The following is a 12785-nucleotide window of genomic DNA, read 5'->3' as shown; positions in this document are numbered from 1 at the left end:
TGAAAAAGGCCGCGTCGGTCGACGCGGCCTTCTAAAAAGTAAACGATCGTTACATCGTGTCGAGGCCGACCAACTCGATCTTGTAGCCATCGGGATCTTCGATGAAGGCGATATGCGTCGTGCCGTGCAGCATCGGGCCGGGGGGACGCGGGATCTTTGCCCCTTCCTTTTCGAGAGCAGCGCAGACGGCGTAGATATCGTTGACGCCAAGCGCAAGATGGCCGAAGCCCGTGCCGAGTTCGTAGGGCTCTTCACGACCCCAGTTGTAGGTCAGCTCGACGACCGTATCCGTCTCCTCCGGACCATAGCCGACGAAGGCGTTGGTGAACTTTCCGCCCGGATAGTCGTCCTTGCGCAGAAGCTTCATCCCAAGCAGTTCGGTGTAGAATTTGATCGACCTGTCGAGATCGAATACGCGGATCATGGTGTGCATCATTCTAAATTGGCCGGACGTGGCGGTCATAATACGGATCCTCCTGCAAGTTATCGTTTTCACATCGGTTTTCGGTGAAATGGGAGCAGCTGAACAGGCCCTCGCACTTGATGTTCAAAACCGATGTTGTATGATAACCATGCAAGCGACCTAGTTGTCCAGATGTTTTCGAACCTAACCCGGAGCAACCGAATGAATGCCCTTTCGCCCCATCAGGAAAGCGCGCTCGCAGCCCTTGCGGCAGTGATGCCGGCAGAGATGCTCCTGACGGATGCGGATGCCATGGGACGCTACAGCCGGGATTGGTCCGGCGATCACTACGGCCGGCCATTGGCGGTCGCGCGGCCGCGATCGACGGCAGAAGTAAGCCAGCTTATGAAGTGCTGCCACGAGCATCAGATCCACGTCGTGCCACAGGGCGGATTGACGGGGCTGGTCGGTGGAGCCGTGCCGAGCTATCCCGGCGGGGAAGTCGTTGTGTCGCTGGAGCGGATGAACAAGGTGCGTTCCGTCAATCCCATCGATTTTGCGATGGTTGTTGAGGCTGGCTGTATTCTTGAGGACGCCAAGCAGCATGCTGAGGCGGCGGATTGTATTCTCCCCATCACCTTCGGTGCACAGGGTACTTGCCGGATCGGTGGTAACGTCTCCACCAATGCCGGCGGCTTCAACGTCCTGCGCTACGGCATGACGCGCGATCTCGTGCTCGGCCTGGAGGTCGTGCTTGCCGACGGTCGCATCTGGAATGGCCTGCGTACGTTGCGCAAGGACAATCGCGGCTATGACCTGAAGCAGCTCTTCATCGGCAGCGAAGGAACGCTCGGCATTGTGACGGCTGTTGCGCTCAAGGTTTTCCCGAAACCGGAACAGGTGGAGACGGCACTCGTCGGCCTCGAATCCGTTGAGGCGGCCATGCAGCTGTACGCGCGGGCGCGCCGCCAATGCAGCGATCTGCTCACCGCTTTCGAGCTCATTCTGCGTGGGGGTATCGAGATCGCCATCAATTCACGAGACGATCTCCCCGACCCCTTGAGCGAGGCCTATCCCGTCTACGTTCTCATCGAAGCGTCGGCGGCCGGACGGGTCGATCTGAGGGCGTTGCTGGAAGGCTTTCTCGCGGATGCATCCGATCTCATTCTTGATGGCGTCATCGCCAGCAGCAAGGCGCAGAGCGACAAATTGTGGCTGCTGCGGGAGATGATGGTCGAGGCGCAGGGTCGTGGCGGACGCTACCTCAGGACGGATGTTTCGGTCTCGATATCGAGCCTGGCCGCCTTCGTTTCCGACACGCTCGACGCTCTCTCGAAAAAACACCCCGAAGCGATTGCCGTAACCTATGGCCATGTCGGCGACGGCAATATTCATCTGAACATCGTTCCGCCGGTGGGCATGCCGGCTGCCGAGTTCGACCACCTGTTCCATGCGACGGAAGAGGTGATTTTCGATGTCGTGGACAGGCATGGCGGCTCGATCAGCGCGGAGCATGGTATCGGCCGCGTCAAGCAGGCGGCATTCCTCAAACGCGCCGACCCCTTGACGCTGGAGCTTTCCAGCCGGATCAAGGATGCGTTCGATCCGAGGCATCTGTTAAGCGAGGGCCGGATACTGGCAAGCGTGGAAAGCGAAGTACGGGGGTAGGGAATGACGCTGAAGCTCGACAAGGTCAATCGAGGACCGCATCTCTCGACATTGGTCGCGAGTTCGATTTCGCGGGAGATCGCACAGGGGCGGCTGCGGCCCGGCGACCAGTTGCCGACCGAACAGCAACTGGCCCAGACATTCGGCGTCAGCCGCAACGTCGTTCGCGAAGCAATCGCGCGGCTGCGCTCCGAAGGCCGGATCTGGTCGCAGCAGGGCCGTGGCGCCTTCGTCGCCGACGAGCCCAATGCAACGGTTCTGACGATCGATTTCGAGGCCCTGCAGCAGGCAAGTGCCTTCCAGTCGCTCTTCGAACTGCGCGGCATTCTCGAAGTCCAGGCGGCGGCTCTCGCCGCAAAGCGTCGCACAGGTGACGATCTTCTCGCCATGAAGGATGCTCTCGCAACGATGCGGGCAGCACCCTACGGAAGCGTGATGTGGCTGAAGACCGACCTCGAATTTCACAAGACGGTCGCCGCCGCCACCGACAATGCCTACATGGTCCAGTTTTTGATGTTCGTCTCGGAGAAGGTACGCGAGAGCATTCTCGCGTCAGGCAATCAACAGCGCTCCGAGGACCTCGCCGCCGTCACGCTCGGGGAGCACCAGCGTATTCTCGATGCCATCGAAGCCGGGGATGCGGACGAAGCTCAGGAAGCGATGCGTGCCCACCTCCACGGCGCGGCAAGCCGTGTTGGCCTTGCCGAAGAGCAATCCAAATAATCTGCTGAGGATCTGAAATGACAGGAAGACTTAAAGGAAAGACGGCCGTCGTCACGGCGGCCGGGCAAGGGATGGGGCGCGCCACCGTACTGGCCTTTTTGCGGGAGGGCGCCCACGTCTGGGCAACGGACATCGATGCGGCAAAGCTGGACACGCTTCGCGACCATGCCGGCGTCACGGTGCGAAGGCTCGACGTTTTGAAGGCGGAGGAAATCAAGGATTTCGCAGCCGAAATCGATGCGCCCGATATTCTCTTTAACTGCGCCGGCTTCGTCCATAACGGTTCGATCCTCGACTGCGACGAGGATGCTTTCGATTTCTCCGTCAACCTGAACATCCGCGCGATGTACCGCATGATCCGCGCCTTCCTGCCCGGCATGATCGCACAGGGTGGCGGATCGATCGTCAATATGGCATCGGTCGCGTCGACCGTCATCGCTGCGCCGAACCGTTTCATCTATGGGACCACCAAGGCTGCGGTCATCGGGCTGACGAAATCGGTCGCACTCGATTATGTCGGCCAGGGCATCCGCGCCAATGCCATCTGCCCCGGCACGGTGGAAAGCCCCTCGCTGCAGGATCGCATGCGCGCGCTTGGCGACTATGATCAGGCAAGGGCCGGTTTTATCGCCCGCCAGCCGATGGGGAGGCTCGGAACGGCGGAAGAAGTCGCCGAACTCGTCGTTTACCTCGCCAGCAACGAGTCGGCCTTCATGACCGGCAACGCCGTCGTCATCGATGGCGGCTGGGCGAACGCTTAAAACACCAACTCAAGATAGCGGACAATCAATATGAAGCTTCTCCGATACGGCCAGCGCGGCCACGAAAAGCCCGGCATCCTCGACAAGAACGGCAAGGTCAGGGACCTCAGCGGTCAGATCGACGATGTCGCCGGCGTCAATCTCACTGCGGCCGGCCTGGCAAAGATCGCCGCAATCGACGTCGAGAGCCTGCCCGTGGTTGCCGAACCCGGCCGCCTCGGCCCATGTGTCGCCCGAACAGGCAAGTTCATCTGCGTTGGCCTGAACTACGCCGACCATGCCGCCGAGACGGGTGCAGCTATTCCCGAGGAGCCGATCCTCTTCATGAAGGCGACGAGCGCCATCACCGGCCCGAACGACAACGTCATTATTCCGCGCAAGTCGAAAAAGACCGACTGGGAAGTCGAACTCGGCATCGTGATCGGCGATGAAGCCCGCTATGTCTCCGAGGCCGATGCCTTGAAGCACGTTGCCGGCTATTGCCTCATCAATGACGTGTCCGAGCGCGAATTCCAGGCCGAGCGCGGCGGCCAATGGACCAAGGGCAAATCGGCCGATAGTTTCGGACCGATCGGCCCCTGGGTGGTCACGCGCGACGAGATCGCCGATCCGCAGAACCTGAAGATGTGGCTCGCGGTTGACGGTACCATGCGCCAGAACGGCTCCACCAAGACAATGATCTTCGGCGTTGCCTTCCTCGTCCACTACATCTCGCAATTCATGAGCCTGCAGCCCGGCGACATCATTTCGACAGGCACCCCGCCCGGCGTCGGCCTCGGCATGAAGCCGCCGCTTTTCCTGACGGCAGGTCAGACGATCAAGCTCGGAATCGATGGGCTTGGCGAGCAGACGCAGCTGACGGTCGATGCAGCCTGATTGAGCGGGAGGGAGGCGGTCAATCGCCTCCCCCTTCTAATGCGTGTTCATGATGGAAAGCGTGCGCAGGGCAGCAGACGCCGCACCGTAGCCGTTGTCGATATTGCAAACGGTCACCCCTGGAGCACAGCTTGCCAACATCGCATTGAGAGCCGTACGTCCACCTTCCGACGCCCCATAGCCGACGGACGTCGGGACGGCGATCAGCACGCCGGGGACGAGCCCTCCGAGCACACTGGCAAGTGCGGCATCCATGCCGGCGACGGCGATGACGATCGGATGACGGCGAATTTCCTCGATCCTGTCCATGAGCCGCCAGAGGCCAGCCACGCCGACATCGGTGATGAGGCTGGCCTCGACGCCCGCGTGGCGGAGCGTGCGGGCGGCTTCCCGCGCGAGGCCGGCATCAGACGTGCCGGCAGCGACGATCGCAACCTTGCCGGTGACGATGACCGGCCGCAGCGGCCCGAAGAAAGCTGTGCGGGAGAGGGGGCAATAGTCGATATCGGCGGCGAGTTCCGCCGGCAGGCTTGAGAACTTACTCGCATCAAGGCGCGTCAGCAGCAGACCGACCTTCCGCTCGCGTGCATCCGCGAGGATGGAAACGATCTGCTCAACGCTCTTGCCTTCGCTGAACACCGCCTCATCGAGCCCGATACGGGCCGAGCGGCCAAAATCGAAAACGACGTCGGAACCGCTCATTGCTTTGCTCCGACGAAAGCGCTGCCATTGCGATAGGCTTGGAAGCCGATCGGGCGGCCAGCAAGAGTTTCGGGCAACAATGCGACGATCGCTTTAGAGAGGTCTGACTTCCTGTCGGCTGTTATACGGTCGAGACTTTGCGGATCGAGTTCGATGACGACGCCAGTCCGCCGCACGCGACAGCGTACCGTCTGGGGTGTCAGTGCGGCGCCGATCAGGCGCTCGATGGCATGGATTGCCTTCAGCGCCTCCGGGTCGATGGCAATCGTCGTCTCGATACGGCTGGAAAGACAAGGTGATGCTGGCAACTCAGCAAGCTCGCCAAGGCCGAGTTCGCGGGCGAGCGCGCGCACGCCCTGCTTGTCGATCCCCGCTTCCAGGTAGGGATGGCGGACTTGATGATTGCGGGCGGCATCGAGCCCGGGCCGATATTCCCCGAGATCGTCGGTATTGGCGCCAGACAGGACTTGCCGATCCGAAAGGCGGCTGATGGCGCCGTAAAGATTGCCCTTGCAGAAGAAGCAACGATTGACGGGATTGCTGACGTATTTCTCGTCGGCAAATTCACCGGCATCGAGTATGCGAAGATCCCAGCCCTCGCTCTCAGCAAAACCACGCACGCGCTCCGTGGCTTCCGGCGGCACTGCGGGCGAAACGGCATGCATCATCGTCACCCGTCCCCTGCCGAGCAGCCGATGGGCGATGACGGCAAGCGTCATGGAATCGACGCCACCGCTGACCGCGATAGCCAATGTTTCCAGCGAAGAGAGCATGTCTTCCAGCCTTTGCCTCATTGCTCGTCCTTCAAGACGCTGGCCTCGGCTCTCCGGCGCAGCCGGGTGCGCGCGGCACTTCCCACAATGTCGGTGAGGTCGTCGGCTTCCAGCTTGACGGTGCGGCCGGCTGGACGGTCGACGAGCTTGAGGCGAAGCGACCGTCCATCCAACTCGGTATTTCTTGCCTCGCGCGGCAAGACTCTGCGGTCGGCGAGCGAATGCCGGATGCCGATCGTCGTCGTCTCATCGAAAACAGTGTGGATGATATCGTCGCGGGCGGCAGGGTCGGCAAGGATGCGAAGATGGGTCATCATCCGGCCCTTCTTGCCGAACACGGGCATCTGCACGACATCGAGCACGCCCTTGCGAACACGCAAATTATCGATCGCCTGCGCCAGATCTTCGCCGGTCTGATCGTCGATCTCGCATTCGAGAACGGCCACCTGATCGTGCGCCATGGACGTTTCGATCGTCTCGAAGGTGAGCACGCGGAGGCAGTTGCTCAGGCCCGGCAGGCGCTTCGTACCGAAACCATGGCCGGAGGCGGTTAACCTTCGAGGTCTGCGGACGGTGTCAGTGGGATCACAGAGATAGTGCAGGATGGCTGCGCCGGTCGGTGTCACACGTTCGCCGGCTATACCGTCGTCGATGGTCACGAACCCTTTCATGAGCAGGGCCGTCGCCGGGGCAGGCACGGGCAGCAGCCCATGGGCGCTGCGCACACGGCCCGAGCCGAGCGGCAACGCGCCCACCGTCCAGTTTAAAGCATCGATCCGGGCGATCAGCCACGCAGCCGCAACGATGTCGGCAATGGAATCCCACGCACCGACCTCGTGAAAACGAACCTGCTCGGGATCGACGCCATGCACTTGTGCTTCCGCTTGGGCCAAACGAGAGAAGATACCGACCGCATGCTTCACGGTTTCCCGGTCGAGCCTTGAAGTCTGCAGTGCCTCGCGGATCAAATGCCAGTCGGCGTGAGTATGGTGGCCGGAATGATCGTGATGATGATGTTCGTGGCCATGATGATGATGATGATGATGATGATGATGATGATGGTCGTGGTCGTGGTCGTGACCGCCATGATGATGGTGTCCCGCATTGTTATCATCGAGCTCTGCGCGTCGGCCATCCCGGCGAACGATGAAGCGCCGGCCCGTGAGGATGCCATCATTGTGATCCGACAGCTCGAACCCGACTTTATCGAGCAGCGGGCAGAGCGACAGGGCCTCCATCAGCCCTGCCGCGAGATCCGGCCTCACATCCAAAAGTGCCGCGACGAACATGTCGCCGGCAATGCCTCCGACCGGATCGAGATGCACTTCAAGCATGGTAGATCCCCACCTATTCCGCAGGCCCGTTCATTTCCGTCAACGAGACGCCGTTCAAGGCGGCAACGACGTCCGACAAGGCGGGCACGAAGGATTCGCCCTTGCCGGCGGCCACCGCCGCTGCGAAACTGTTGCGGACGGCCGCCCCGACAGGATTGGCGGCCTGAACGGATTGCGCGAAGGAAGCGAGGTAGCTCATGTCCTTCAGGGCATTGACCATCGCAAACCGCTGGGCGTTCTCGTTGCGGTTCAGCACGAACTCAAAGAACGCTTGATAGAAGCCGCAATCCATGCGGCTACCGCGCAGCACGCTGTCGAAAACCTGTGGCGTAAGGCCAGCCTTGGCGGCAAGCATCAGCGCTTCCGAGTAGATCGCCGAATAGCCCATCGAAACGAAATTGTTGAGCAGCTTCATCGTGTGGGCGGTGCCGACGCCACCCGTCTGAACGATGCGGGAGGAGAAGGCCTCAAGGATCGGACGGGCGCGGGCAACCGCTTCCGGCGAGCCGCCGACCATGACATCAAGCGTTCCCTCGGCAGCTTCCTTCGGTGTCCGTGCCAGGGGCGCATCGACGAGGATGATTCCCGATTGCAATAGCTCCTCGGCGAGCTTCGTCGTTATCGCCGGGTTGGAGGTCGAGCAATCGATCAGAAGCAGCGGCTTTTCGGCGGCGCAAATCCCGTCCCGGCCAGACAGAAGCTGCTGAACCTGATCCGATCCGGTGACGCAGAGCACGATGACATCCGCTGCCTCGGCCAATTCTCTTGCTGTTGCAACCTCACTCGCACCGAGCGTCTTCAGTCGATCCACGGCTTCGCGTTTCCGGTATGCAAGCACGGTGACCAGCCACCCCTTGGCAAGCAGATTTGCTGCCATGCCGGAGCCCATTGCGCCGACGCCGATAAATCCGATTTTCTCTTTCATTCTTTGCTCCCGGTTAGTTTCAGTTGTACCGTCAGGCAGGCTTTTGCTTTTTCCATTCGTATGGGTTAGCAACGAGGACATCATTGGCCGGTCGCCAAACAGCGAGAATGGACGTCAAGACAGCATGAAGGACAGGGAAAACGCAGTTTTCACCACCATCCCGCAGACGCCTAATCTCCGCAGCGGGCTTGCAGACAGCCTGATCGTCCAGATTGAGTCCGGCGACCTCAAGCCCGGCCAGCGGCTGCCGACCGAACAGGCGATCATGGAGGCGACGGGGGTCAGCAGGACCATCGTGCGCGAAGCGCTCGCAACGCTGCGCGCCAAAGGCTTGATCACCACCCGGCAGGGGCTCGGCGCTTTCGTCTCCAACGACCCCATGCCACGATCCTTCTCCATCATTCCGAATGACCTGGAATCGATCGACGAAGTTCTCAGGGTTCTCGAACTGCGCCTGGGCATCGAACACGAAGCTGCCGGCCTGGCCGCATTGCGGCGCACGCCGGAGGATATTGTCCGCATGCAGGATCGGCTCGATGCGCTTGACCGGGCAATCGAAGAGGGTGGCTATGGTGCCGAAGAGGATTTTGCCTTCCATCGCACCATTCTGGTCGCGACGCAGAACTCCTATTACAGCCGACTTTTCGATACGTTCGGCACCGCCATGGTGCCGCGCCAATGGGCACGCCTCGACAGAATGACCGCTTCCGAGCGACAGCGGCACGCCACCCGCATGCGCCGGGAGCACCACGCCATCTTCAACGCGATCCGGGACGGCAACGAAGCGGCAGCCCGCAAGGCGCTGCGCAATCATCTGTCGAAGAGCACGGCCCGCTTCGAAGAGCTCCGCGACGCCAATCTGCATCAGTGATTGCTCAGGCGGCAAAGCGAGGCACGACATAGGGTCCCTCCGGAATGATGGCAACGTGGGGATCGCCGCTTCTGGCAATGCTGCGCTCTATGGCACCGGTGAGATCGTCGATCATGTCCACGCCCGTCAGCCGGCGATCATCACCGCTAAGGCCGGTCGTATAGAGCTCGACCTTGCCGAGCCGCATGGACTTCAGCTGCATCTCCGTCTGCCACTCGTCGATCTCGGCAAGGCTCTTGGCCATCAGCGTTGCAAGGAAGCGTTCGGGACCCAGTTCGACCAGTCTTGACTGCGCCTCACGAAACTCCTCCGAGCCGAAGCCTTCCGAGCATTGGGATGCAATGATCAGCGTGCCGCCGGGCTTTAGAATATCGAGCGGCGTCACCATGCCCTTGATCGTCTGATAGTAGGTCTTGTCGAGTGGATAGCCGGCAGAGGACGTGACGACCGTGGAGAACTTCCGGGGGAAGGGGATGCTTGTGGCCGCGCTGACAAAATCGACAGCCGCCTGATGGCTGGCGATGATCTCGCCGAAGGTCACACAAACAAGATCCCGCTCTTCGTCCAGAACGGTATTCAGCGCATAGACATCGCCCAGCATGCGGACGATCTCGAGCTGTTCCTCGTGCAGGGGATTGCCGACGAGGTTGCACTGCACGGCCAGCGGATCTTCCATGAAACGGGCAGAGTGAAAAGTACGGATGGTTTCGTGGTGAGCGACGCCGGGCGCGATCACCTTGCGACCGCCAGACCAACCGGCCATGAAATGCGGCTCGACAAGACCGGTCGCGATGCGCAGATCGGCCTCCACGAAGAGCCGGTCGAGCTTTACTGGCGTATGGCGAGTTTTCGTGAAGCCGAGATCGATATGGGCAGCCTCGTCCCGGGCATAGTGGTTCTCCACCCGCACATTCGCGAGCACCCAGGGGTCGCCGACAAGTTCGGCAAGTTCCTCGTCAAGGTTCGGTCGGTGCAGGCCAGTTGCGACAAGCACCGAGATTTTATCCTTTGCGATGCCGGAGGCGATCATGGTTTCGATCATCGGGCGCAGGAACAGCCCGTTCGGCACAGGGCGCGTGATGTCGCAGATCAGGATGCAGGCGCTCGTCCTTCCCCTGGCCAGCTCCGCGAGCGGCTCTGAACCGATCGGGTACTCCAGGGCTGCAACGATCGAAGCGCGGGGGTCTCCAAGCTTCGGCAGTGCCTGTTTGCGGATCAGCGTCGGCTGCGCTGCGGCCGGAAGGGTAATATCGAGATGGCCGCGGCCGTAGGAAAGAGCGATTGCACTCATGGTGACACCTGCTCCGCAACGCCGCCGAGATAAAGCTCGCGCATGAGGGACATGTTCTTCAGCTCCTCGATGGGGCCTGAGGTTGCGATACGGCCGTTCTGCATGAGATAGCCCCGTGTTGCGACGGATAGCGCCAGCCCGGCATTCTGCTCGACAAGCAGCACCGAAGCGCCGAAGGTCCTGCCGATATCGAGGATGATGGCTCGGATCTCCTTGACGAGCAGGGGCGAGAGGCCGAGCGACGGCTCATCGAGAAGCAGAACGCGCGGTCGTGCCATCAGGCCACGAGCGATAGCGAGCATCTGCTGCTGGCCGCCGCTGAGCGAGCCGCCCTTCTGCTGGCGCTTTGCCGCAAGGATGGGAAAAAAAGTCTCCATCGTCTTCACGTCGACTTCGACTGCATCGGCATCGCGGCGCGCATAGGCGCCGAGGCGAAGATTTTCCTCCACCGTCATGTCGGCGAAGATGCGCCGTCCCTCCGGCACCAGCACCACGCCGCGCTTGGCCATGATATCCGGCGTGCGGCCGGTCAGATCTTCGCCTGCGAACGTGACGCTTCCGGCGCGTGGCTTGACGAGGCCGACGATGGTGCGCAGCAGCGTCGATTTTCCAGCGCCGTTGGGGCCAAGAATGGTGATCACCTCGCCTTCGTCGAGCGTCAGCGAAACCTCGCGGTTGACGACCGTTGCGCCATATCCCGTGGTGACATTCGATACAGTCAGCAGGCTCACAGCGCGCCTCCCAGGTAGACTTCCAGGACTTTAGGATCCGCAAGCACGGCCTGTGTCGGCCCGTCCGCGATCTTCGAACCGAAGTCGAGGACCACGAGGCGCTTGCAGAGCATCTGCATAAGCTTCATGTCGTGATCGATGACGCAGACGCTGATGCCATGGCCAGGAAACTGTTTGACGAGACCGACCAGCGTCGCGGTTTCCTTGTCGTTGAGACCGGCTGCGGGTTCGTCGAGCAGGATGAGCGACGGACGTGTCGCCAGTGCAAGCGCAATGCCGAGAAGACGCAGGCTGCCGAAGGGAAGTACGCCGGCTCTTTCGTCTGCCAGCGCGGTGAGACCAACGAAGGCGAGCAGGGCGGCCGGGGTCGTCCATGGGTAGGGGCGACCGGTATTGCGGGCGTGTTCGCAGGCGATCTGAACATTTTCGTGCACGCTCAGTCCGGGAAAAGCCATCGCCTGCTGAAAGGTATAGCCGATGCCGGCGCCCGATATTTCGTGGGCGGCGAGGCTGGTAATATCGCGGCCGCGCCAGCTGACCTTGCCGTCCGTCGGCTTGTAGACGCCGGTGATGACGTTGAAGAGCGTGGTCTTGCCGGAGCCGTTCGGGCCGACGATCCCAAGGATCTCGCCCTCTTCGATCGAGATATCGACGCCGGAGAGCGCGGTCAGGCCGCCGAATTGCTTCTTGAGGCCCTTGATGTCGAGAATAGCGTTCATCGGCCTGCCTCCGAGGCATGGTTGCTGATTACCGCCTGCTTTCGCCCTGAACCGCGAAGAAGCCGCTGCCAGCCATCGATGAGGCCGGCAATCAGGCCGTTCGGCAATAGCAGGATCACCGCGATAAGGCAGACGCCATAGAGGATGCGGGATTCGACTGGGTCGAGGTTGAGCACCTCCGGCAGGAAGGAAACCAGGATGCCGCCGGCGATCGGACCAAGCAGCAGCCTTGCCCCGCCGATCATGACCATGAGCGCCAGATAGATACTCGGGAAGGAGGCAAACTGGGTGGGCGAGATATGGCGCAGGAAGTAGGCGAGCAGGACACCCGATACGCCCGCAAAGACGCCGCTGACGACGAAGGCCCCGATCTTGTGACGGCCGATATTGATGCCGAGCGAAGCGGCAAGCTTTTCGTTTTCACGGATCGCGCGCAGCCTCCGGCCATAGCGCGAGTTTATGATGGCCCAGCTCGCGACGGCACTCAGCGTCACGAAGACCAGCACGATGAAATAATAGGGCAGGAGATCGTCGGCGCGCGTGCCGAAGACATTGACTGGTAGCTGCAGGTCGAGACCCGTTGCTGCCCCGGTATAATCACCGCCATTGGTCAAGACGATCGTCAACAGCTGCCCGAAGGCAAAGGTCATGATGACGAAGTGGTGGCCGCTCACCCGCAGGGACGGGATGCCGATGACGACGGCTGCGATCGCGGCGAAGATCCCACCGAGCGGAAGCGCCACCCAGAAGCCGATGCCGGCATCACGGGCAAGGATTGCCGCTGCATAAGCCCCGACTCCGACGAGTGCTGCGTGGCCCATCGAGAGAATGCCGGTCTGCCCGAAGAGGACGGAAAGGCCATAAAGGGCAACGATGTTGATCCCGGCGGAAATGGCAAGCGACAGCATTCGGTTGCTGGGTCCGAGGACAGGCATCAGCGCCAGCAGGGCAAGTACGATCAGGGCCGGAATGAGGGAACGAAAGGGCGAAAGCGAATTGTTCATGATC

Annotated in this window: 14 protein-coding genes; 5 read left to right on the top strand and 9 right to left on the bottom strand. The window is 61.4% G+C overall.

Translation table 11 applies throughout. The features are described 5' to 3' along the window. Positions 1-49: 49 nt before the first annotated feature. Positions 50-463: a lactoylglutathione lyase gene (gene gloA, locus BSK43_RS13210; RefSeq protein WP_068389524.1), complete on the bottom strand. Its 414-nt coding sequence runs from the start codon at positions 461-463 to the stop codon at positions 50-52. 162 nt (positions 464-625) lie between these two features. On the opposite strand from gloA, the gene BSK43_RS13205 reads away from it, so the two are divergent. From BSK43_RS13205 to BSK43_RS13190, 4 genes are read left to right on the top strand one after another with little or no spacing between them, the layout of a single operon-like run. Then, positions 626-2071, top strand: coding sequence for an FAD-binding oxidoreductase (locus tag BSK43_RS13205; protein ID WP_077470626.1), 1446 nt, complete (start codon positions 626-628; stop codon positions 2069-2071). Between the two features lie 3 nt (positions 2072-2074). Continuing rightward, on the top strand, positions 2075-2794 hold the full coding sequence (locus BSK43_RS13200) for a FadR/GntR family transcriptional regulator (protein WP_077470625.1): 720 nt from the start codon (positions 2075-2077) through the stop codon (positions 2792-2794). Between the two features lie 17 nt (positions 2795-2811). Next, positions 2812-3555: an SDR family oxidoreductase gene (locus BSK43_RS13195; RefSeq protein WP_077470624.1), complete on the top strand. Its 744-nt coding sequence runs from the start codon at positions 2812-2814 to the stop codon at positions 3553-3555. Positions 3556-3585: 30 nt separating this feature from the next. Beyond that, positions 3586-4431 carry a fumarylacetoacetate hydrolase family protein gene (locus BSK43_RS13190; RefSeq protein ID WP_077470623.1) on the top strand — a complete coding sequence of 282 codons (846 nt, stop codon included), beginning with the start codon at positions 3586-3588 and terminating at the stop codon, positions 4429-4431. Positions 4432-4467: 36 nt separating this feature from the next. On the opposite strand, the gene larB is transcribed toward BSK43_RS13190, so the two are convergent. The 4 genes from larB to BSK43_RS13170 are packed head-to-tail and all read right to left on the bottom strand — an operon-like array spanning position 4468 to position 8246. Next, positions 4468-5133, bottom strand: coding sequence for a nickel pincer cofactor biosynthesis protein LarB (larB, locus tag BSK43_RS13185; protein ID WP_077470622.1), 666 nt, complete (start codon positions 5131-5133; stop codon positions 4468-4470). Beyond that, positions 5130-5927, bottom strand: a complete 798-nt coding sequence (locus tag BSK43_RS13180; protein ID WP_077470621.1) for an adenine nucleotide alpha hydrolase — start codon at positions 5925-5927, stop codon at positions 5130-5132. Before BSK43_RS13180 ends, larB begins: the two co-directional genes overlap by 4 nt. Further along, entirely contained in the window at positions 5924-7240 is a 1317-nt protein-coding gene (locus tag BSK43_RS13175) for a LarC family nickel insertion protein (RefSeq protein ID WP_077470620.1), read from the bottom strand. The genes BSK43_RS13180 and BSK43_RS13175 overlap by 4 nt, the downstream gene beginning before the upstream one ends. Before the next feature lie 13 nt (positions 7241-7253). Further along, positions 7254-8246, bottom strand: a complete 993-nt coding sequence (locus BSK43_RS13170; RefSeq protein ID WP_281406634.1) for an NAD(P)-dependent oxidoreductase — start codon at positions 8244-8246, stop codon at positions 7254-7256. Positions 8247-8289: 43 nt separating this feature from the next. Between BSK43_RS13170 and BSK43_RS13165 the strand changes: the two genes are divergently transcribed. Beyond that, positions 8290-9036, top strand: a complete 747-nt coding sequence (locus tag BSK43_RS13165) for a FadR/GntR family transcriptional regulator (protein ID WP_077470692.1) — start codon at positions 8290-8292, stop codon at positions 9034-9036. A 4-nt stretch (positions 9037-9040) separates the two neighbouring features. Here the strand turns inward: BSK43_RS13165 and larA are convergent, their stop codons facing one another. The 4 genes from larA to BSK43_RS13145 are packed head-to-tail and all read right to left on the bottom strand — an operon-like array spanning position 9041 to position 12781. Further along, positions 9041-10327, bottom strand: coding sequence for a nickel-dependent lactate racemase (gene larA / locus BSK43_RS13160; protein WP_077470618.1), 1287 nt, complete (start codon positions 10325-10327; stop codon positions 9041-9043). Beyond that, positions 10324-11058: an ABC transporter ATP-binding protein gene (locus BSK43_RS13155; RefSeq protein WP_068389494.1), complete on the bottom strand. Its 735-nt coding sequence runs from the start codon at positions 11056-11058 to the stop codon at positions 10324-10326. The genes larA and BSK43_RS13155 overlap by 4 nt, the downstream gene beginning before the upstream one ends. Next, positions 11055-11777 (bottom strand): ABC transporter ATP-binding protein, encoded by a 723-nt coding sequence (locus BSK43_RS13150; RefSeq protein WP_068389493.1) that lies wholly within the window; start codon positions 11775-11777, stop codon positions 11055-11057. Before BSK43_RS13150 ends, BSK43_RS13155 begins: the two co-directional genes overlap by 4 nt. Continuing rightward, positions 11774-12781, bottom strand: a complete 1008-nt coding sequence (locus BSK43_RS13145; RefSeq protein ID WP_077470617.1) for a branched-chain amino acid ABC transporter permease — start codon at positions 12779-12781, stop codon at positions 11774-11776. The genes BSK43_RS13150 and BSK43_RS13145 overlap by 4 nt, the downstream gene beginning before the upstream one ends. Between the last annotated feature and the right edge of the window lie 4 nt (positions 12782-12785).

Source organism: Rhizobium sp. P44RR-XXIV, from assembly GCF_001999485.2.
Classification (GTDB): domain Bacteria; phylum Pseudomonadota; class Alphaproteobacteria; order Rhizobiales; family Rhizobiaceae; genus Rhizobium.
The sequence above is the reverse complement of the archived record's forward strand: the minus strand, read 5'-3'. Positions and strand labels throughout refer to the sequence as shown.

Excerpts from the sequence above, each read along its gene's own strand:
- gloA (WP_068389524.1), bottom strand. The coding sequence starts at position 463 with ATGACCGCCACGTCCGGCCAATTTAGAATGATGCACACCATGATCCGC.
- BSK43_RS13205 (WP_077470626.1), top strand. The coding sequence starts at position 626 with ATGAATGCCCTTTCGCCCCATCAGGAAAGCGCGCTCGCAGCCCTTGCG.
- BSK43_RS13200 (WP_077470625.1), top strand. The coding sequence starts at position 2,075 with ATGACGCTGAAGCTCGACAAGGTCAATCGAGGACCGCATCTCTCGACA.
- BSK43_RS13195 (WP_077470624.1), top strand. The coding sequence starts at position 2,812 with ATGACAGGAAGACTTAAAGGAAAGACGGCCGTCGTCACGGCGGCCGGG.
- BSK43_RS13190 (WP_077470623.1), top strand. The coding sequence starts at position 3,586 with ATGAAGCTTCTCCGATACGGCCAGCGCGGCCACGAAAAGCCCGGCATC.
- larB (WP_077470622.1), bottom strand. The coding sequence starts at position 5,133 with ATGAGCGGTTCCGACGTCGTTTTCGATTTTGGCCGCTCGGCCCGTATC.
- BSK43_RS13180 (WP_077470621.1), bottom strand. The coding sequence starts at position 5,927 with ATGAGGCAAAGGCTGGAAGACATGCTCTCTTCGCTGGAAACATTGGCT.
- BSK43_RS13175 (WP_077470620.1), bottom strand. The coding sequence starts at position 7,240 with ATGCTTGAAGTGCATCTCGATCCGGTCGGAGGCATTGCCGGCGACATG.
- BSK43_RS13170 (WP_281406634.1), bottom strand. The coding sequence starts at position 8,246 with ATGTCCTCGTTGCTAACCCATACGAATGGAAAAAGCAAAAGCCTGCCT.
- BSK43_RS13165 (WP_077470692.1), top strand. The coding sequence starts at position 8,290 with ATGAAGGACAGGGAAAACGCAGTTTTCACCACCATCCCGCAGACGCCT.
- larA (WP_077470618.1), bottom strand. The coding sequence starts at position 10,327 with ATGAGTGCAATCGCTCTTTCCTACGGCCGCGGCCATCTCGATATTACC.
- BSK43_RS13150 (WP_068389493.1), bottom strand. The coding sequence starts at position 11,777 with ATGAACGCTATTCTCGACATCAAGGGCCTCAAGAAGCAATTCGGCGGC.
- BSK43_RS13145 (WP_077470617.1), bottom strand. The coding sequence starts at position 12,781 with ATGAACAATTCGCTTTCGCCCTTTCGTTCCCTCATTCCGGCCCTGATC.